The organism is Micromonospora sp. CA-259024 (assembly GCF_050936255.1).
Lineage (GTDB): Bacteria > Actinomycetota > Actinomycetes > Mycobacteriales > Micromonosporaceae > Micromonospora.
On record NZ_JBNJND010000001.1, the window covers coordinates 3,788,162 to 3,807,768 of the forward strand.

Here is a 19,607-nt window from a genome sequence, read left to right on the forward strand (position 1 = left end):
CTCAGTCGGCTCGGCCGGCCCGCGCCAGCTCGTCGTCGAGGGTGTCCACGTTCTCCGACTCGATGGCCGGCTGGTTGCCGTCCGTCAGGTCGGCGTTCGGGCGGATCACGAGGTAGAGCAGCCCGATCCAGAGCGCGGAGAGCAGGATCGCGCCCATGAAGTCGGTCGGGTGGTGCATCCCCCGGTACATGCGGGAGGTGGCCACCCCGACCGGCATGAGCACCGCCAACGCCACGAGGACCCAACGCCACCAGCGGTCGGCACGCGGGAACACGATGAGGGTGATCGCCAACCAGACGCAGATCGTGGCCGCGATGTGCCCCGACGGGAACGACGAGGTGGGCATCTGCCCGTCCAGGTTCTCCACGGCCGGGCGCGGCCGGTCGACCGCCCGGGCCGAGGCGAGGAAGAGGGTCAGCTCACCCACCATCGCCAACGCCACGAAGAGCACCGGCCGCCAGCGCCGCCAGACCGCCAACACCAGTGGGCAGAACACCAGCGAGATCAGCAGGATCGCGTGGGTGTCACCGAACTTGCTCCACCACCAGCTCACCTCGGTCAGCACCTCGGTGTGCCGCTCGGCGAACCAGCGCGGCACCTCCGTGTCGAGGGTGTCGAAGAAGGTGCCCTTGGCGTAGTAGCTGACGTACATGCCGAAGCCGTACAGCGCCCCGAACACGAGCACCCAGCCGACCAGCAGCTCAGCCACCGCCGAGCGGGGATGGGCCAGCACGTGCTCCTCGGCCGGGGCGGGGGCGATGTCGTGCCCCGCCTCCGGCTCCAGGCCCTCGGTCAGCGGTGGCACCGGCCGCCCCCGCTCGCGCCGCCACAGCCGGAAGGCGTACGCCGTGACGCCCAGCCACGCGGCGCCGAGCAGCCAGCCGGCCAGCACGTCCGAGATGAAGTGCACGCCCAACGCGATCCGGGTCAGGCCGACCAGCGCCACCAGCACGCCGACGCCGACGATCGCCGGCTTGCGCGAGCGGGGCGCCATTGCCGGCAGGAAGACCAGCAGCAGAGCCCCGTACGCGACGAACGAGCCCAACGCGTGCCCGCTCGGGAAGCTGTTGCCCGGGGCGCTGGCGATCGGCACGTCCACGACCGGGCGAAGCCGGCCGACCAGCGTCTTCAGTGACGGGTCGAGGATCAGGCCACCGACCCCGGTGATGATCAGGTAGACGGCGAGTCGTGGCTGGCGCCGGATCAGCAACCCGACCACGGCGATGGTGACCAACCAGATGAGGATCGGCCGGCCGCCCAGGTCGGTCACCGCCTGGAGGACGGTGACGAGTGCGTGGTGCGGGGCGACGAGCCCGTTGAACCACTCGGCGACGGCGTGGTCGGCGTCCTGCAACGGGCTCCACCGCACCCGGACGAGCAGCAACAGCAGCCCGAAGGCCACCCCGGCGCCGGTGACGGCCACCAGGCCGGCGATGCTCCGTTCGGCGAAATGACCGATCGGACGCCGCGTCACCTCTTTGACCGCGGTCACCCCGCACCTCCCTTGTCTGTCTGGCGAGGCGCTTTACCCGATCCGCGTGGCGCGTACACGTGAGGTGCCGCTAGAGCGCCGTCATGTCCCCGGTGTCCAGGAGCTCGACGCGGTCGGGGTCCGGCTCCCACAGGTCCGGTTGGGCCGGGTCCTGCACACCGATGCGCAGCGCCTCCAACTGGGCGGCGAAGGCCAGCCCGCCGAAGAGCGCCATCCCGGTCAGGTTGGCCCAGAGCAGCAGCGCCATCATGCCGGTCAGCGCGCCGTAGGTCTGCCCGAAGCCGTCGCTGAACCGCACGTACGCGGCGAGCAGCAGACTGGCCAGCCACCACAGGGCGGTGGCGATCCCGGCACCGAAGAACAGCCAGGACAGGCCGGGCTGGTTACGGCGTGGTGCGTGCCGGAACAGCACGGCGACGGCGAGGACGGTCAGCCCGAGGCTCAGCGGGAAGCGGACCACGTCCCAGATGCCGTGGGCGAGCCCACCCCACTGGTAGTGCTCGCGTACCGAGTCGCCCATCGCGCCGCCGCCCACCAGGATCAGGAAGCCGGCGAGCGCGGGCAGGCCGGCGGTGACCGCCAGCACGGCGGCGCGGAGGTATTTGCGCAGCGCGGGGCGGTCCCGCTCGACGCCGTAGATGCGGTTGGCGCCCCGTTCGATCTGCGCCATCGTGGTGGTCAGCGCGACCAGCCCGGTGAGCAGACCGAGGGTGAGTGCCAGCTCCCCGGCATCCTCGACCCGTTCGCCCTCGCCGAGCAACTCGGCGACCACGTCCGCGCTCTGCCCGGGGGTGAGCGCCAGGACGGTGTCGGCGACGACCTGGCCGCCCTCCTCGACGCCCAGCTCGCTGATCAGGCCGGTGAGGGCGATCAGGAACGGCACCACGGCGAGGCACAGTTGCAGCGCGAAGGCCCGGGCGTGGCTGAACCCGTCGCCGTAGCGGAACCGGATGAAGGCGTCCCGCAGCAGGTGCCAGCCGCCCTGACGGCGCAGTGTGTGCCAGGCATCGTCGGCGGACAGCTCCTCGTCGGCCATCAGCCGGGTCTCCGGCACGATCCGGGTGCTACTCACGGCGCGCTTCCTTGATCAGCCGCTCGCCCCGCTCCCCGGCGCCGTGCGCGTCGACGGCCAGGTCGGGGGCGGCCTCGGGCTGTGGGACGCAGAGCCAGAGCGCCTCGGGCCGAACCTCCGCCCGCAGTTGCCGGCCCGGAGCGATGAGGTCGCCGTCCAACTCCCGGGGCTGAGCCCGGTTGCTGGTGACCACGACACGCCGGCCCCGGAACACCTCCATCCGTGGCACCTGGCCGTTGCGGCGGATGACGGCCCAGCCGAGCGCCAGCCAGTGCCGCAGGTTGCGCGGGGTCAGCACGGCGACGTCGAGCCAGCCGTCGTCCGGTTCGGCCTCGGTGAGCAGGCGTACGCCGCCTTGGAGCCGGCCGACGTTGGCAATCAGGACCGAGCGGGCCCGGCGCCGCACCGGCGGCCGGTCGTCGATGCGGATCTGCACCCGCATCGGCCGGTCGCGCAGGTGGCGGGCGGCGCCCACCACGTACGCCGGCCAGCCGATGCGGGCCTTGGTGGTCTCGGAGGTGGCGGCGAGCATCTGGGCGTCGAAGCCCATGCCGGCCATCACGGTGAAGTACCGGTCCTCGACGGCACCGACGTCGAGCAACCGTCGCCCCCGCTCGACGGCGACCTGCAACCCGGCGGCCAGGTCGGTGGAGAGCCCCAGGTTGGCGGCGAGCAGGTTGCCGGTGCCGTGCGGCAGCACCGCGAGGGCCACGTCGGTGCCGACGAGCCCGCTGACGCAGGACATCACCGTGCCGTCGCCGCCGCAGGCGAAGACCAGGTCGACACCGGCCTTGACGGCCTGCTCGGTCTGACCGCGGCCCGGGTCTTCGACTGTCGTCTCGTACCACTGCGGGGCGGGCCAGCCGGCGGCGGTCAGCGCGTCGTCGACGGTGCGGCGCAGTTCGTCGAGATCGTCGACCTTCACCGGGTTGACCACCACGGCGGAGCGCAGCCCACCGTCGCCGCCTGCGGGCCGCCTGTCGTGTCCAGCATCCACGGCGCCAGTGTGCAGCACCCGGACGCCGTCAGCGACCCGGCGACCGGCCGGCGTCGGAAGTGCCACAGACAGGTTTCAACCCGACCACACCCGTCAGGCCGCCGCCCGTAGCGCGAGCTCCACCCGTCGACGCAGATCGTCGAGGTCGACCCCGGACTCGGTGAGCACCAGCGCCCCCAGCCCGTGCCCTTCCCGGAGCACCCCGAGCAGGATGTGTTCGGTGCCGATGTGGTGGTGGCGCAGCCGCAGCGCCTCCCGCAGTGACAACTCCAGCGCCTTCTTGGAACGGGGCGAGAACGGGCCGCCGAGGTACCGCTTGCGCCCCCAGCGGCGGCGCGGTGCCGGCACGGCCTCGCGCAGCGCGTCCGGACCGAAGGACTGCTCGATGCGGGCCACGATCGCGGCCAGGTCGATGCCGATCTCCCGCAGGGCTGCGGCGTCCGCGTCACCGAGGCCGGCACCGCCGCTCGCGGTGTGCCGCCGGACGCGCTCGCGGAGGTCGTCGGCGCGTACCCCGGCGTCGGTGAGCACCCGGCTGGCCAGGCCGGCGTCGTCGGCGAGCAGGGCGAGGAGCAGGTGCTCGGTGCCGACTGGGCGCTGGCCCTCGGCCCGCGCCTCCTCCAGCGCCCGTCGGACCACGCCGCGCGCCCGGTCGGTGAACCGTTCGAACATCACGCCTCCCAGGATGAGTTGACCGCCGGTCGCCCGGCGTGCTTCTTGTGCACCGCCTGCCGGCTGACCTCGAGCGCGTCGGCGATCTCCTGCCAGGACCAGCCCTGCCGACGGGCGTTGTCCACCTGGACCACCTCAAGCCGCTCGAGCAGCCGGCGCAGCGCGCGGACGGCGCGGAGCCCGACCCGAGGGTCGGTGCTGCCGGCTGCCGCCGCGAGTTCTGTCGCCTGACTCATGCCGTCAACATACGTTGACACCGCCACGCGTGTCAACCCCAGTTGACGAACGCCTGCCTGCTCCGTCCGCCGCATTCCGCCCTCGCGATTTGACAGCGCCATAGCTAGCCGTTATCTATTAACGATCTAGACGAAGGGTGCGCTTGGGTGCAGGACGTGGTGCTGGCCATGCTGGCGAAGGAGCCGGCGCACGGGTACGAGCTGCGCAGCCGGCTGCGTGCCGCGCTCGGCCCGCTGGGCGAGGCGATGAACGCCGGGCAGATCTACGTGACGCTGACCCGCCTGGGCAAGGCCGGGCTGGTGACCTCGCAGCGGGCCGAGGGCCTGCCGGACCGGCCCGAACGCCGGGTGTACGCGTTGACCCCGGAGGGCCAGCAGCGAGTCGCCAACTGGCTGACCGAAGTGAGCTGGCCGAAGCCGGACCTCGCGGAGTTTCATCTCAAGTTGGTGGCTGCCGCGACCGCCCGGCTGGCCGATCCGGTGGCCCTGGTTGACGCGCAGCGGCGTGAGGTGCTGCGCCGGCTGCGCGACGCCCAGCGGGCCGCGTTGGACCGGTCGGTGGATCCGGTTGCCGGACTGCTGCTGGAGGGTGTCGTGCTGCGGCTGCGGGCTGACCTGGAATGGCTGGAGGCGTGTGAGCGCCTGTGGACTGAACGTGGTCCGACCGGACGGAAGGCGGGGGCATGACCGGGTCGACGGTGTTGCAGGCGCGTGGGCTGAGCATGCTGTACGGCGACGAGCACGCGCTGGTCCGCGCGGTCGACGAGGTCGATCTGACCGTGCCGGCCGGGCAGTCGCTGGCGGTGATGGGGCCCAGCGGCTGCGGCAAGTCCACCCTGCTGTACCTGCTCGGCGGGCTGCAACGCCCGACCGGCGGGCAGGTGTGGCTGGCCGACCGTCGGATCGACACGATGAGCGAACGGGCCCTGGCCCGGCTGCGGCGTGGCAGCCTCGGGTTCGTCTTCCAGTCGTTCCACCTCATGGACGAACTCACCGCGGTGGAGAATGTCGAGCTTGCCGCGCTGCTGGCCGGCCAGTCACCGGGGCGGGCCCGCAAGCGGGCGATGTACCTGCTGGACCGGGTCGGGCTGGCCGACCGCGCTACGCACCTGCCCTCGGCGCTGTCCGGTGGGCAGCGCCAGCGGGTCGCCATCGCCCGCGCGCTGAGCAACGAGCCGCTGGTCGTGCTGGCCGACGAACCCACCGGCAACCTGGACAGCGCCGCCACCCTGGACGTGCTGCGGCTGTTCGAGGAGCTGCGCACCGCAGGACAGACCCTCGTGGTGGTTACCCATGACCCCCGCATCGCCGCGGTCGCCGACCGGGTGATCGCCATGCGCGACGGCGCGTTCGTCGACGACAACGGACTTGCCAGCACGGCCCCCGGCACCCTCTACGACGGGCGGCGCTGACATGGCCGGCCGCCTCCTGCTCGTCTGCCGGCTGCTGATGCGGGACCTGCGCCGCCGCCGAACCGAAACCGTCCTGCTCCTGACCGCAATCACCGCCGCCACCGCCACACTGACCGTCGGCCTCACCCTCAACGAAATCGCCGACCGGCCGTACCAGCAGACCCGGACCGCCACCGCCGGCCCGGACGTGATCGTGACACCCCGGGCCACCGGCCAGGCCGCACTGGACGAGCTCGCATCGCTGACCACCGGGGCCGGCGTCGCCGATCACAGCGGCCCCTTTCCGATCGCCTACCTGACGATGACGGCCCGCGGCAAGTCCGCGCACACCGTCGTAGCGGGCCGGGACACCACACCCGCATCGATCGACCGGCCCGCCGTGACCGACGGCACCTGGGTACGCCCCGGCGGCGTGGTCGTCGAGCGCGCCTTCGCCGACGCCCTCGGCATCCGCACCGGCGACACGGTCACCATCGACGGCCATCCGCTGCGCGTGATCGGGACCGCGGTCACCGCCGCGAGAGCGACGTACCCGTACGCCGGGTGGCACTACCCCGGCAGCATCCTGGTCGAGCGCGGCGGCCTGGTCTGGGTCGACCACAGCGACATCGCCACGCTCGCGGGCAGCCAGCCGCTGTCGTACGCCCTCAACCTCAAACTCGCCGACCCGGCGGCCAGCAGCACGTACACCGTCGGCGACCAACTCACCACCTGGCAGGAGATCAGCTACCTCAACGGTCGGCTGTACAGCGACGCGCAGGTCGCTCTGCTCGTCGGCAGCTGGCTGCTCAACGGCCTTGCGCTGGCCGGCGTCGCCGGCATCGTCGCGGGCCGGATCATCGGTCAGCGGCGCCGGGTGGGACTACTGAAGGCCGTCGGCGCCGGCCCGGCCATGATCGCCGCCGTCCACCTCGCCGAGTACCTCGTGATCGGGCTTGCCGCCGCCACCACCGGCCTCGCCGCGGGCTGGTTCGCCGCACCCGCGCTGATCCGCCCCAGCGCCGGACTCATCGGCTCCGTCAACGCCCAGCCACCTGCACTGCGCATGGTGATCACCGTCCTGGCCCTTGCCCTCGCGATCGCTGTGGCGGCGACTCTGGTACCGGTGTTGCGCGCCGCCGCCACCAGCACCGTTCACGCGCTGGCCGACGCCGCAACACCACCGCGGCGCCGGCGGTGGCGCATCTGGCTGTCGCGGCGGCTGCCCACCGCCCTACTGATCGGGGTGCGCATCAACGCGCGCCGGCCCCGCCGCGCCCGCCTGGTCACCGTGAACACCCTGATCACCACGACCACGCTCGTCGGCATACTCATGGTCAACACCCAGGCGGTGCACTTCGACCTCGGCTACACCGAACTCGCCAATCCCCGGGTGGAACGGGGCGAGCAGGCCACGCTCGTGCTCACCGTCGTGCTGTGCGTTCTCGCGCTCATCAACGCCGTCGTGAGCACCTGGAGCGCGGTCCTCGACGCCCGGCAGCCGCTGGCCGTCGCGCGGACGCTCGGTGCCACGCCCGCGCAGGCCGGCGTGGGTCTGGCGGTGGCGCAACTGCTTCCAGCCATACCCGGCGTCGCCGTGGGGATCCCGGCCGGCATCGGGCTTGTCGCGTTCGTCAGCACCGGCGAGGTCCGGTACCCACCCGATTCCTCGCTGCTCGCCACCGCGCTCGGAGTCCTGCTCGCCATCGCCGCGCTCACCGCCATCCCCGCGACGGTTGCCGCACGGCGCCCGGTCGTGGACACACTCCGGTCCGCACCGACCTGACAGCCGAGCCACCCGATCCGGCCCGCCGCCGCGCCCATCCGACTACCCTCGGTCAGGGACAGCTTGGTCGTGCCGGGCGCGACGCCCGGGAGGTGATATCGGATGGCCGCACCCGCCGACGCAGCGGTGCTGGTCGGCCTCGGGTCGAACCTCGACCTCCCGGTCGTCGAACAGGCCGCGCAGGAGGCCGCCGGGCACGGCCGGCCCCTGCACCTGCTGCACACCTTCGACTGGCAGGCGGCGTTCGCCGCGGACACCGTCGCCGCGCCCCGCGACGAGGCCGAGAAGCTGATCACCCGGGCCGCCCAACTCGCCCACCAGACCGAGCCAGGGCTGACCGTACGCGGCGAGATCGTCGAGAGTGCCCTGCTGCCCACCCTCATCCGCCGCTCGGAGACGGCCTTCCTGCTGGCCGTCGGCGACAGCGGAATGGCGGGCAGCGGCCAGTGCGTTCCCGCCGAGACGTCCGCCGTGCAGTTGGCCGCACGGGCCGGCTGCCCCCTGCTGGTGGTCCGCCGCGAGCCGCCGCCACAGGGCCCGGTGCTGGTGGGGGTGGACGGCTCACCCAGCTCACACCTCGCTCTGCAGTGGGCCGTGGAGTGCGCGGCCCGCAGGGGCGCCCGACTGGTGGCGCTGCGGGTGGTGGAGTACGACGAGGACACCGACGCGGTCGCCGAGCAGCTCAGCGAGGCGCTGGCCCAGCACACCGGCCGCCACAGCGCGGTGGCCACCGAATGCCGCGTCGTGCGCGGAGACCCCGGCCAGGTGCTGGTCGACACATCCCGCAGCGCGCAGGTGGCGCTGGTCGCCGCCCGTGGCGACGAACCGGGACGGGCGATGCTGGGCGCGGTCGCCCAATCCCTGCTCTACCACGCTCCGGCCCCGGTGATCGTCGTCCGCGGCCTGGCGGAGGTGCCACTGACCGGGCCGGACGCCCGCCAGGCGCGGGACCAACGGCCCTGACCCGGGGCGTCCGCGGCGGCGAAGCTGGACGCCGGACGCCCCACCCCGACCCGCGAGAGGCAGCATGATGGACACCGCTCTCGACGTGCACCGCGCCCTCACCGACGACGAGCTGCGCCGGCTGGACGCCTACTGGCGCGCCGCGAACTACCTCACCGTCGGGCAGATCTACCTGCTCGGCAACCCGTTGCTGCGCGAGCCGCTGACCCGCGACGACATCAAGCCTCGGCTGCTGGGGCACTGGGGCACCAGCCCCGGGCTCAACCTGATCTACGCCCACCTCAACCGGGTGATCGTCGCGCGCGACCTCAACGCCATGCTGGTGACCGGCCCCGGCCACGGTGGCCCGGCCATCGTGGCCAACACCTGGCTGGAGGGCACCTGGTCGGAGCGTTACCACGACGTGGCGCGCGACGAGGCCGGGATGAGCAAGCTCTTCCGCCAGTTCTCCTTCCCGGGCGGCATCCCCAGCCACGTCGCGGCGGACGTGCCGGGCTCGATCCATGAGGGCGGCGAGCTGGGGTACGCGCTGAGCCACGCCTACGGCGCCGCGTTCGACCACCCGAACCTGGTGGTGGCCTGCGTGGTCGGCGACGGCGAGGCGGAGACCGGGCCGCTGGCCGGCAGCTGGCTCTCCGACGTGTTCCTCAACCCGGCACGCGACGGTGCGGTGCTGCCCATCCTGCACCTCAACGGTTACAAGATCGCCAGTCCGACCGTGCTGTCCCGGATCCCCGAGGCCGACCTGCTCGACCTCATGCGCGGATCGGGCTACCAGCCGTACGTGGTGGCCGGCGACGACCCCGCCCAGGTGCATCGCGCCCTCGCCGCGACGATGGACCGGGCTCTGGACGAGATCGCCGAGATCCAGCGCCGGGCCCGCTCCGGGGGCGTCGTCGAACGTCCCCGCTGGCCGATGATCATCCTGCGGACGCCGAAGGGGTGGACCGGCCCGCGCGAGGTCGACGGCAGCCAGGTAGAGGGCACGTACCGCGCCCACCAGGTGCCGCTGTCGGGGGTACGCGACAACCCGGCACACCTGGCCGAGCTGGAACACTGGCTGCGCAGCTACCGGCCGGAGGAACTGTTCGACGCCACCGGCGCGCCGGTGGACGAGCTGCGGACGTTGCCACCGCGCGGTGACCGGCGGATGAGCGCCAATCCGGTCACCAACGGCGGCCTGGTGCTGCGCGACCTGACCCTGCCGGACTTCCGCGACTACGCCGTGGAGGTTCCCGAACCGGGCCAGCCGATGGCCGGTGCGACCGGGGCGCTCGGCCCGTGGATCCGCGACGTCATCACCGCCAACCCGCAGACGTTCCGGCTGTTCGGCCCGGACGAGGTCGCCTCCAACCGGTTGGGCGCCGCGTTCGAGGTGACCGACCGGGCGTGGGTGGCCGCCAGGGTGCCCGGCGACGACCACCTCTCCCCCGACGGCAGGGTCATGGAGGTGCTCTCGGAGCACCTGTGCCAGGGCTGGCTGGAGGGCTACCTCCTGACCGGCCGGCACGGCGTGTTCACCAGCTACGAGGCGTTCATCCACATCGTCGACTCGATGCTCAACCAGCACGCCAAGTGGCTCAAGGTGACCCGCGCCATTCCCTGGCGGCAACCGATCGCCTCGCTGAACTACCTGCTGTCCAGCCACGTCTGGCGGCAGGACCACAACGGCTTCTCCCACCAGGACCCGGGCTTCATCGACCACGTGGTCAACAAGAAGGCCGAGGTGGTACGGGTCTACCTGCCACCGGACGCCAACACCCTGCTCGCCACGATGGACCACTGCCTGCGCAGCCGGCACTACATCAACGTGGTGGTGGCCGGTAAGCAGCCGGCGCCGAACTGGCTGACGATGACCGAGGCGATCCAGCACACCCGCCGTGGCCTGGGCATCTGGGAGTGGGCCAGCAACGACGGCGGCAGCGAACCGGACGTGGTGCTCGCCTGCTGCGGGGACGTACCCACCCTGGAGGCGCTGGCCGCCGTCGAGCTGCTGCGCCAGCACCTCCCGGAGTTGAAGGTACGACTGGTCAACGTGGTCGACCTGATGCGACTCCAGCCGGCCACCGAGCACCCGCACGGCCTGACCGACAACGAGTTCGACACCATCTTCACCGAGGACCGGCCGATCATCTTCGCCTACCACGGCTACCCGTGGCTGATCCACCGGCTCACCTACCGTCGCACCAACCACGACAACCTGCACGTGCGCGGCTACAAGGAGGAGGGCACCACCACCACACCGTTCGACATGGTGATGCTCAACGACCTGGATCGCTTCCACCTGGTCACCGACGTCATCGACCGGGTGCCCGGCCTGGCCGCCCGCGCCGCGCGCCTACGCCAGCGGATGGTCGACGCCCGGCAGTCGGCCCGCGACTACACCCGCCAGTACGGCGAGGACGACCCCCAGGTCGCCGAGTGGCGCTGGGTCCGCGAAACCGGCCCGACCAATCCCTGAGGAGGACGACGTGCGCGACGCGGAGATCCTGGTCGGCTACGACGGCTCCACCGACGCCTCGGTAGCCGTGAACTGGGCGCTGGAGGAGGCTCGGCACAGCGGCCAACCGGTACGCCTGGCGTACGTCTTCGAGTGGCTGACGGTGGCCGGCTGGGTCGGCCCGGGGGTGGCGCCCGGGGTCTGGCCGGACGACACCGCCCGCCGGCAGGTCGAGGAGTTGGTCCGCAACGCCGCGGCGGACGCCGTCGGCGCGTACCCCGGCCTGACGGTCACCGGCGAGGTGTACGACGGGCCGCCCGCCCTGGTGTTGCAGGAACGCTCGGCCGAGGCCGGGATGCTGGTGCTCGGCAGCCGAGGCCACGGCGGTTTCGGTGGCCTGCTGGCCGGGTCGACGGCGGTGTCGGTCGCCGCCCACGCACACTGCCCGGTCGTGGTGGTCCGGAACGGGGCCGGCAGCGCCCGAACCGACGCGTCGACCGGCCCGGTGGTGGTCGGTGTGGACGGCTCGGAACCGTCGCTGGTGGCGCTCGGCTTCGCGGCCGAACGGGCGGCGCAGCGGCAGGTGCCGCTGCGCGTGCTGCACGCCTGGACTCCGGGCCCCGGCGGGGCCGCCGGGCTGCCCGACGAGCGGGCCGCGGTGGAGCAGGCACTGGAGCCGTGGCGGCGGACGTTCCCAGAGCTGGACGTGACCGTCGACCTGGCCCCGACCAGCCCGGCGGCGATCCTGATCGAGGCGAGCCGCGACGCGCGGCTGGTGGTGGTCGGCAGCCGGGGCCGGGGTGGGCTGGCCGGGATGCTGCTCGGTTCGGTCAGCCAGCAGTTGATCCAGCACGCCCACTGCCCGGTCGCGGTGGTCCGGGAACGCTGACCAGGACCGTCGGCCGACGAGCGTCCGGCGCCGGGTGATGACGTGAACCGGCCTCAGCGGGTGGGCGGCGGAGCGAAGCGCATGCTTTCCAGCCAACGCGGAGTTCGACGTGCCGCTGATTTGTGAGCGATCGCGGTGCTGGGAGCGCGAACGGAGGCGGGAGCCGCTGAGGACTCGCGTCGGACGGTCGACGAGTGCTGGCTTACTCGCACAGCGAGTCGCTACCGGCCGGCCGGGTGGGCCCTCAACGCGAGGGCCCACCCGGCCCGTAGCCGGGTCTTCTACAAACTCACCGAACTTATTCGCTGATTCCGCAGTCGACACTTTGACGGCGTAGCGACGAGACGTTCAGGCAACCGATCGAAATTCGACCTCTACCAACCACGCCTTGACTACGACATCGAAGTCATTCGAACTTACTACCAGAGCTGCCTGCCTCGCAGCGTCGAGGGCCAGATCGACCGCAGATTTTGCGGCAGCAGCATTCGGTTGGTTGTCGAACGGCCACACCAGCGGTAGACGCACACCTGCAATCAGTTCCAATATCCGCGGTTCGGCTGACTCCTTTGGCAGAGCAGAGAGCAGATACAACCTCTCGCTGACGTCCTCGCTGCTGGCGCTGTCAGCGAAAATCTTGAACTTCCAGAGCCCATCTCCGGCGGACAGTCGCGCGATGCCCTCGATCGGACCATCACGCCAGTCTGTGATTACTACCGCTTGCAGCCTCAGCAACCCGCGTTGGGCCGCTGTTAGAAGTTCGTCGGTCTCGGTCACCGACGTCTACCAAAAAGCACGTTGAACCCCCTCGCGACACCGGAGTCTACGGGTTTCGGAAGCTCCAGCGTATGGTGCGTCGAGTCGTTCCTCGTCGGCGTGTACCTCAGGCTGAAGCCAGCCTCTTCTATCTCCTGTCGTGTAGCCGTGCTCGCGCCTTCTGCCGTACGAGTTGTCACCGAAACGCCGTGACCAAACCTGCCGCTATCTTCCGCAGCAGCAGCCGATCGTTCAAGGCGCGCCGTACTTTCCCAACTGGTGCCGAGTCTGGTGAAGCTCTGGTCCGCGCTACATGTGCACGCCGTGCCAAACTCCTGCCCAGGTCCGCAATTGTGGACAAGTACCGGAGTATTGCCGGCCACGACATAGTACGTGTGGATGTCCGCGACCGTGAGGTCGTGCATCGACTTCAGGCCAGCATACGACCGGACGGCCTGGACGGTTACCGCCTTGCCATCCAGGGCCCGCAGCGACTCACCGACCTGCACATCCGCAGCGTCGATCCAGTCCTTCCGGTCCTCGCTCCAGAACGGATGGTGCTGGGTCGTCTTGATGACAGAAGCCTCGGCGCCGGCCACCGCGACCGTCAGGTCCGTCAGGTCCGCATCCTCGTTGCGGTGGGTGCGGGTGACCTCACGAGCCGCGGTCTCCCCGGTCTCCGGGTCGGTGGCCAGGACCAGGTCGCCTTCTTGCAGCTCCTCAATGGCCTTGTAACCACCGCTGGCCAGCACGACCTTCGTCCCCGGCGCAAAACTGTGCCGCTTGATCAGGCAACTCTCGGCTGCCTCCAGGACGTCGTCGGCCCATTTCGTGTCCTGAGACCATTTCACCAGGGCCTTCGCGGCCTTGCCGAGGACCTTGGCCATCGGTTTGGCCTTGCGAATGACCTGAGCGGCCTTGCCCCAGGGCAGCATGCCGGCGAGCGAGTAGACGCAGGCCATCAGATTGCCGTGGATGCAATCCAGGATGTCGTTGATGCCGAAGAACTCGAGCAGAAGCTGACCACCAGCTTTGATGATGATCGAGATGGCGTTCTGCTTCTTAACTTCCTTAGCCCGCTTGATCTCCTCGTCGGTCGGGCCGCCGTTCTTGCCGCCGCCCTTGCCGCCCTTATCGCCACCGCCGCCGTTGCCGCCACCAGCCTCATGCGCGGCGTGGGCCTCTGCCCAGTCGTCATCGCCGCAACTGCCGCCGCAACCGTCGTTGTCGCCCTCGATCTCGTGGTAGTTGCCGTACATGTCCTCGTAGTCGGCGCCCGGGCCACAGGCGTCGTCGGAACAGGCCCGGAGGCCGCTCGGGTCGGAGAACGTGATCGGGCTGTTGTTGCTGTAGGCGTAGGCGTTCCACTGCTGCGGGTCGGCCAGGTCCTGCACCGGGTCAACCGAGATGAACCGCCCGAGACCGGTGTCGTACTGCCGGGCCCCGATGTTGGTCAGGCCGGTCGGATCCTTGTCGCCTCCGACGAAGCCCTTGCTGTTGGTCCACTGCGGTTGGCTGCCGCGAGGATCGCCGTACGGGGTCTGGCGGCGTACGGTGACCGCCTGGGACGCCGCGTTGATGCCGGTCTGCTGGGTGCCCTGGTGGTCGGAGTAGAGCCAGGTCAGCGCGCTCGGCGTACGGTTGGCGACCATCTTGCCGGCGAAGCTGTAGTAGCGGGTGCCGGTGATGACGGAGTTGTTGTCCCGCCGGATCTCCTGGCCCGGCAGGTAAAGCGTGCTGCCGGTGGCGTCACGCCGGATCAGGCGCGCGCCGTCGGCGTCGTAGATGTTGGTCTCGACGGTCTGTCCGCCGACTTTCACCGTGGCGAGCTTGCCCTCGGCGTTCCACGTGAGGGTCTGCGAGTTCGCCGCCGTCGCGCAGTTGTTCGCGGTGGTGGCCGCCGGCCGGCAGGTCATGTTGCCGACGTTGTCGTAGGCGTACTGGGTCGTGACGGCGGGTTGGCCGGGTGCCTCCGTGGCGACCGAGGTGACGGCGTGCGGCCGTACGACGTCCTTGCCGCTGGTCGGCGTCGTGTAGTCGCGCTTGGTGTCGCCCGCCGCGGTGTGCACCTTCTCCGTGCTGCGGTTGCCGACCGCGTCGAGGGTCCACTCGTGCCAGTACGGTGCCGGCCCACCCAGGTTGGGCACGCTCGGATCCGCCGCGCAGTCGACACCCGTTTTGGGCGTCCAGGCGTTGGTCATCCGACGCAGGTCGTCGTAGCGGAAGCACTGGGTGTCCGCCGTACCGACCTGCGGGGTGTCCTTGATCCAGAGGATGTTGCCGGCGGCGTCACGCTTGTAGTTGGCGTCCACCACCGTGCCGGCGCCGGTCTCCGGCTTGACCGTCATCCGGTCGACGCGCCGGGTGGTCAGGTCGTAGTAGGTGTTGTCCTCGACGTACACGCCGCCGTCGGTCTTGCGGGTGGTGAGGGTCGGCTCGCCGTACTGGGTGTACTGCTGGCCGATCACGTAACGGCCCACGTTGATCAGATTGGTGGCCAATTCCGTGGGCAGGCCGGTCGTCGAGTCGTACTTCGTCTCCACCTTCTCGGTGGTCAGACCGCCGCCACCGGGATAGGTGATCGACGTCGGGCTGCCGTCGTACGGGGAGTATCCGTAGGCGTAGGACCAGGTGCCCGCGAGGTTCTGAGCCTCGTTGGTGGGAATGACGTAGTTCGCGCCGTCCGGCTGGTAGCGGTCGGTGAAGTCGGTCACCTGCCACTTGTAGGCGTTGGCCGATCCTGCGGACTCGTACCGGATGCTCTCGGTCAGTTGACCGCGGACCGTCTTGCCGCTGTAGAGCTTGTCGTACTTCCACTCGGCCAGCTTGTTGCCGGCCGCGATGCTGCCGACGTAGAGGCCCTTGCGCCGCCCCAGGGCGTCGTACTCGTTCACCAGGACGTTGTTGGCGTCGGTGGTCTTCTCCACCTGGTCGTACTGGGTGTACGACGTCGTGGTGGTGCCCTTGTCCGGGTCCTTCGCGCTGATCTGGCGACCCTTGACGTCGTACGTGTTCACCCACTCGTTCCCGCCGGTGTCCCGGACGAGGGTGAGCTGGTTCTTGCGGTTGTAGGTGTAGGTCGTGACGATGTCCGGCTTGACCTGGGTCTTGTCGGCCCGCTGCCGCAGCTCGACCGTCCGGCCCTGCACGTCGGTCTTGGCGGTGGTGACGGTGCCACCCTCCGGCGGGGTCACCACGGTGGAGTCGCCGAGGTACTCGGTCCTGGTGCGCCACTTCTCGACGAGGTTGGTGATCCCGTCGGTTCCGAAGAAGACCTGGTCGGTCGCGCGGGAGGCGTTGTCGTAGACGGCCTTCGACACGGCCGGCACCGACCACTCCGGCTCCCACCAGAGCGCGCCGGCGGGCGGGCCCGGCTCGGCATGCGCCTGGTAGGTGGTCACGGCCCGACCGGTCGCGTCGTAGAGCGTGTCGGTGACCACCCGGTCGCCGCCGACCCCGGCAGTCTGCGTCTGGCGGGGCCGCAGGAAGGCGTCCTTGATGTCGTACGAGGTCAGGTAACCGCCGCCGGCGTTGAGCACCCGGCTCCTGGTGTACGGGTAGGCGTCTCGGTTGGGCGCGTACGAGTAGGTGTAGTCGACCGACGGGCTGGTCGGGTGGGCAGTGCGCGGCCAGCCGACCGCCCAGCCCTTGGCGAGGCGACCCATCGGGTCGTACTCCATGTCGGTGAGCCGACCGTTGTAGTCCTTGGTCTGGATCGGCTGACCCCAGTAGGGCCGCGTCTCGATGGTGTTGACCCAGTCGACGCTGCCGCCGTTCGGATCCGGGGTCTTGGTGGTCACCGTCGTGACCGGCCCACCGGTCGCGGGGGTGTACTCCGTCGTCACCGTACGGCCACGCGCGTCGGTGGTGGTCTTCGGCCGCCCGTACGCGTCGAAGGTGGCCTGGCTCAGGGTCTGCCAGGCGGTGCCACCGCCGACCGACCAGTCCTTGAGCCGGTCGATCCGGGTGACCTCACCCCGGCTCGGTGGGGTGTCGACACTCGTCGCGCCGTCGTAGAACTTGCGCTCGTCGGCGACGATGTCGTCCTGGCTGGCCGGCGCGGTGGCGCAGGGCACCGCCTTGACGGTGATCTGCTTGACCGTCTGGATCAGGTTGGCGCCGGTGTTGCGGTTGTAGAGGTAGGTGGTGCACGTCTCGTCGCCGGTCTTGGCGACGTCACCGTCGGACTGGATCGTCTTCGTGCTGCCGTAGGTGCCGTCGAAATCCGACACGCTGCGCGACGTCCGCCAGCCGGAGGCGCCGTTGACTCCGAGCGCCACGGCGTTGTAGGTGATCGCCGTGTTGACGTACCGGGCGGTGACCGTGTCCTTGTCGATGGTGCGGGTCGCGGTCGCATCCGAACGCCACGGCACATTGACCGTCTTGCTGACCGGCTTGGTCTTGGTGCCGTTATAGACGACCTGCTCGCGGACCATGCCGGCGAACTGGTCCTCGTCGTACACCGTCTCACCGCCGAGCGAGGCACCCACCGTGACGGTGCGGGTGCCACCGCTCGCGTTCAGCCGGTCACCGTGCATGCCCCGCAGGAAGGTCGTCTCGGTCAGGGTCTGTGCCGGGGCGTCGCCCTTGCGTACCTGCACCTGGCCGTAGCCGCGGAACTGGTTCCACGTCTTGTGCTTCGGCTTGACCAGGCCGTTGTCGTCGGCGTAGTGCCAGGCCGGGTTGCCGATGTAGTCGTAGTACGTGTTCTGCACCGGCTGGCCGTGGTCGGTGCCGTCGACCTTGACCATGATGTCGGATTCGGAGACCTGCGTGACGACGTACTTGTGCCAGTACTCGGTGAGTTCCTTACCCGGTTCGTACGGGTCCGGCCCGACCACCGGGTAGCAGAGGCGGGTGTTGTTCTCCGGGGAGGACGGTAGGCTGCTGCTGTTGCAGTCCTCCTGGCTGTACGTGACCTGGATCTTCCCGCCGGTCTCGGTGATGATGTTGCCGATCCGCATCCGGTTGTTACTGGTGTTGTTCTTGCTCAACACCCGGTTCCGCTTCGAGATCGGCTCGAAGGTCACCGGCGGCATCGCCACCGTGCTCCCGACCAGGCCCTTGTGCACCAACGAGTCCAGCCACATCCCGGCGTGGTCGCTGCCGTCACCCACCGGCGGGTAGGTGTGGCCCAACGTCCAGGAGTCGACCGGCTGCCAGTCGTCGGGTGTCTTGGTGGTGTCCCAGACCTTCGTGGTGACCGTCGACAGCCGCTTGGTGGTCCAAAACGTCGGGCCGTAGTTCTCCTTGCAGTCCGCCGCCGCCGCCGTGCACTCCTGGTCCCAGGGAACGTCCTTCCAGTTGCCCCGGTTCGCGCAGTCGACGGTGCAGCGGTCAGCGACGTCGAGGACGACCTGGGCCAGCGGCTGGACCGAGCGGTCGGTGGTGCCACGGTCCCAGGTGCCGTAGTCGATCCGCAGCAGCGAACCGCCCCGGGTGTAGAGCGCCTTGTTGGTGGACGTAGCGTTCTTGGCGTAGTAGTTGTCCTCTTTCTCGTACCAGTACGACAGCGTGTTGCCACGGGGGTCGACGACGTAGTCGAGGTTCCACCGCCAGGTCTGGTCGCAGAACGACGAGGCGAACGTGTCCGCGTTGCACGGCTCGTTGGTGTGGTTGCCGGCGACGGGGACGTTCCACGCGGAGTTCGTCGTGGTGCTCTGCCCCGGCAGGCTGTTGAGGCCGAAGAAGTACTGCATGCCGTCGGGCGTCGTCACCTTCCAGTGTTCGCCGTCGTCATCGCCGTTGGCGGCATTGAGCTTTTTCTCGATCTTCGAGCCGTCCTCGTTGCGGCTGTGCCAGCCCTTGCCGGTTTCGAAGATCAGCTCCCCGCCGCGGCCGTTCAGCGACATGGTGGCGTTGTCCGACCGCCAGCACTGGTCCCCGGTGCGATTGGTGCTGTTGTTTCCGCCGCTCATATCGTCGGCACACGGCACGTAGCTGCGCTCGATGTAACCGGACCAGAGGCTGAAGCCCTCGCCGGCCCAGGACGGCTGACTGTTTGACGCGTCGGACTGCCCGTCGACGGCGTCGGAGGTGTAGGAGAGGCCGAGGCTGGGTGCCGGGCCGCCGATCGCCGGCGGCATCCGCATCGGGTACGACCAGGAGAAACCACCGGTCGACGTGCCCGCGGACCAGGTGGCGCTGGCCGCCATCGGCGTGGCGGAGAAGTCACCCTCCGGACCCGAACTGCCCGCGGCGAGCGCGACCAGTGTGGACGCCGCCCCGGTGGAACGCGCCGTCGAGGCGCCGACGGTGACCGGCACCTCGGCGCTGACCGAGCCACCGTCGTTGTGGGACACCAACGGCGTAGCGGCACACTCGGCCCGCTCCGGGGTGCGCAGTCCACACTCCGGCACCTGGAACAGCCGCAACCGGGATGCCCAGTCGCCGCCGAAGGCGTCCCGGAAGCTCCGGTAGTCCACCGAGACGGTGGCCGCACCCGGCTGACCAGGGGCTGCGGACGGGGTAGCCGCCGAGCCCTGACCGGCATCGTCGATCCGCAGCACCAACCCGTCGCGCCACCGCGCCGGCACCGTCGCCCGGTTGAGCAGCTCGACCGAGACCGCAGAGGTCCGGGCACCCGCCGCGCCGGCCGCCCGGGTGACCGACACCGGCAGCGCACCGACCCGTACCGCCGCCGGCGCGGATCGGCGCTGCCCCGCCGGGGCTTCCGCTGGCAGCGTCACCGTGGCCTCGCCCGGCCTCGGCCACACCGGCGCGGCCGGCTTCGCGCTCGGCACCTTCCGCGTGGGCCAGGCCTGACCGTCGGCCGTGGCGCCGTCCTTGTCGAGCTTCTCCCGTTGACCGGTCTGGGGCTTGGGGCTGGTCGGCGCAGCCTGCGCCGGGACCGACAGCCCGGTTACGACGAGCGCCCCACTGAGGATCCCTGCGACGATCGTGTGCATCCGGTTAT

13 protein-coding genes are annotated in these 19,607 nt (G+C 70.3%); 6 read left to right on the top strand and 7 right to left on the bottom strand.

The genetic code is table 11. The features are described from left to right. Position 1: 1 nt before the first annotated feature. From ACQEUX_RS16685 to ACQEUX_RS16705, 5 genes are all read right to left on the bottom strand, one after another. A complete protein-coding gene (locus ACQEUX_RS16685; protein ID WP_433048112.1) occupies positions 2-1,492 on the bottom strand; it encodes a phosphatase PAP2 family protein in 1,491 nt (496 codons plus the stop codon). A gap of 70 nt (positions 1,493-1,562) precedes the next feature. Next, positions 1,563-2,564 (bottom strand): YihY/virulence factor BrkB family protein, encoded by a 1,002-nt coding sequence (locus ACQEUX_RS16690; RefSeq protein WP_433048115.1) that lies wholly within the window; start codon positions 2,562-2,564, stop codon positions 1,563-1,565. Next, a complete protein-coding gene (locus tag ACQEUX_RS16695) occupies positions 2,557-3,561 on the bottom strand; it encodes a diacylglycerol/lipid kinase family protein (RefSeq protein WP_433048118.1) in 1,005 nt (334 codons plus the stop codon). The genes ACQEUX_RS16690 and ACQEUX_RS16695 overlap by 8 nt, the downstream gene beginning before the upstream one ends. A 93-nt stretch (positions 3,562-3,654) precedes the next feature. Then, entirely contained in the window at positions 3,655-4,233 is a 579-nt protein-coding gene (locus ACQEUX_RS16700) for a Clp protease N-terminal domain-containing protein (protein ID WP_433049895.1), read from the bottom strand. Then, positions 4,233-4,469, bottom strand: coding sequence for an HTH domain-containing protein (locus ACQEUX_RS16705; protein ID WP_007457155.1), 237 nt, complete (start codon positions 4,467-4,469; stop codon positions 4,233-4,235). Before ACQEUX_RS16705 ends, ACQEUX_RS16700 begins: the two co-directional genes overlap by 1 nt. 147 nt (positions 4,470-4,616) lie before the next feature. On the opposite strand from ACQEUX_RS16705, the gene ACQEUX_RS16710 reads away from it, so the two are divergent. From ACQEUX_RS16710 to ACQEUX_RS16735, 6 genes are all read left to right on the top strand, one after another. After that, the gene (locus tag ACQEUX_RS16710; RefSeq protein WP_433048122.1) at positions 4,617-5,156 is read left to right on the top strand and encodes a PadR family transcriptional regulator; all 540 of its coding nucleotides are present in this window, start codon (positions 4,617-4,619) and stop codon (positions 5,154-5,156) included. Further along, entirely contained in the window at positions 5,153-5,881 is a 729-nt protein-coding gene (locus tag ACQEUX_RS16715; RefSeq protein WP_433048125.1) for an ABC transporter ATP-binding protein, read from the top strand. The genes ACQEUX_RS16710 and ACQEUX_RS16715 overlap by 4 nt, the downstream gene beginning before the upstream one ends. Before the next feature lies 1 nt (position 5,882). Next, the gene (locus ACQEUX_RS16720; protein ID WP_433048128.1) at positions 5,883-7,646 is read left to right on the top strand and encodes an FtsX-like permease family protein; all 1,764 of its coding nucleotides are present in this window, start codon (positions 5,883-5,885) and stop codon (positions 7,644-7,646) included. Between the two features lie 102 nt (positions 7,647-7,748). Then, positions 7,749-8,609: a universal stress protein gene (locus ACQEUX_RS16725; protein WP_433048131.1), complete on the top strand. Its 861-nt coding sequence runs from the start codon at positions 7,749-7,751 to the stop codon at positions 8,607-8,609. Between the two features lie 67 nt (positions 8,610-8,676). Further along, positions 8,677-11,070: a phosphoketolase family protein gene (locus ACQEUX_RS16730; protein ID WP_433049898.1), complete on the top strand. Its 2,394-nt coding sequence runs from the start codon at positions 8,677-8,679 to the stop codon at positions 11,068-11,070. Positions 11,071-11,080: 10 nt separating this feature from the next. Beyond that, positions 11,081-11,938, top strand: a complete 858-nt coding sequence (locus ACQEUX_RS16735) for a universal stress protein (protein ID WP_433048134.1) — start codon at positions 11,081-11,083, stop codon at positions 11,936-11,938. A 348-nt stretch (positions 11,939-12,286) separates the two neighbouring features. On the opposite strand, the gene ACQEUX_RS16740 is transcribed toward ACQEUX_RS16735, so the two are convergent. Continuing rightward, a complete protein-coding gene (locus ACQEUX_RS16740; RefSeq protein ID WP_433048137.1) occupies positions 12,287-12,712 on the bottom strand; it encodes a hypothetical protein in 426 nt (141 codons plus the stop codon). Further along, positions 12,709-19,599 carry a polymorphic toxin-type HINT domain-containing protein gene (locus tag ACQEUX_RS16745; protein WP_433048140.1) on the bottom strand — a complete coding sequence of 2,297 codons (6,891 nt, stop codon included), beginning with the start codon at positions 19,597-19,599 and terminating at the stop codon, positions 12,709-12,711. Before ACQEUX_RS16745 ends, ACQEUX_RS16740 begins: the two co-directional genes overlap by 4 nt. Between the last annotated feature and the right edge of the window lie 8 nt (positions 19,600-19,607).

Coding starts and splice junctions, on each gene's coding strand:
- ACQEUX_RS16720 (WP_433048128.1), top strand. CDS start 5,883: ATGGCCGGCCGCCTCCTGCTCGTCTGCCGGCTGCTGATGCGGGACCTG.
- ACQEUX_RS16705 (WP_007457155.1), bottom strand. CDS start 4,469: ATGAGTCAGGCGACAGAACTCGCGGCGGCAGCCGGCAGCACCGACCCT.
- ACQEUX_RS16715 (WP_433048125.1), top strand. CDS start 5,153: ATGACCGGGTCGACGGTGTTGCAGGCGCGTGGGCTGAGCATGCTGTAC.
- ACQEUX_RS16700 (WP_433049895.1), bottom strand. CDS start 4,233: ATGTTCGAACGGTTCACCGACCGGGCGCGCGGCGTGGTCCGACGGGCG.
- ACQEUX_RS16730 (WP_433049898.1), top strand. CDS start 8,677: ATGGACACCGCTCTCGACGTGCACCGCGCCCTCACCGACGACGAGCTG.
- ACQEUX_RS16725 (WP_433048131.1), top strand. CDS start 7,749: ATGGCCGCACCCGCCGACGCAGCGGTGCTGGTCGGCCTCGGGTCGAAC.
- ACQEUX_RS16745 (WP_433048140.1), bottom strand. CDS start 19,599: ATGCACACGATCGTCGCAGGGATCCTCAGTGGGGCGCTCGTCGTAACC.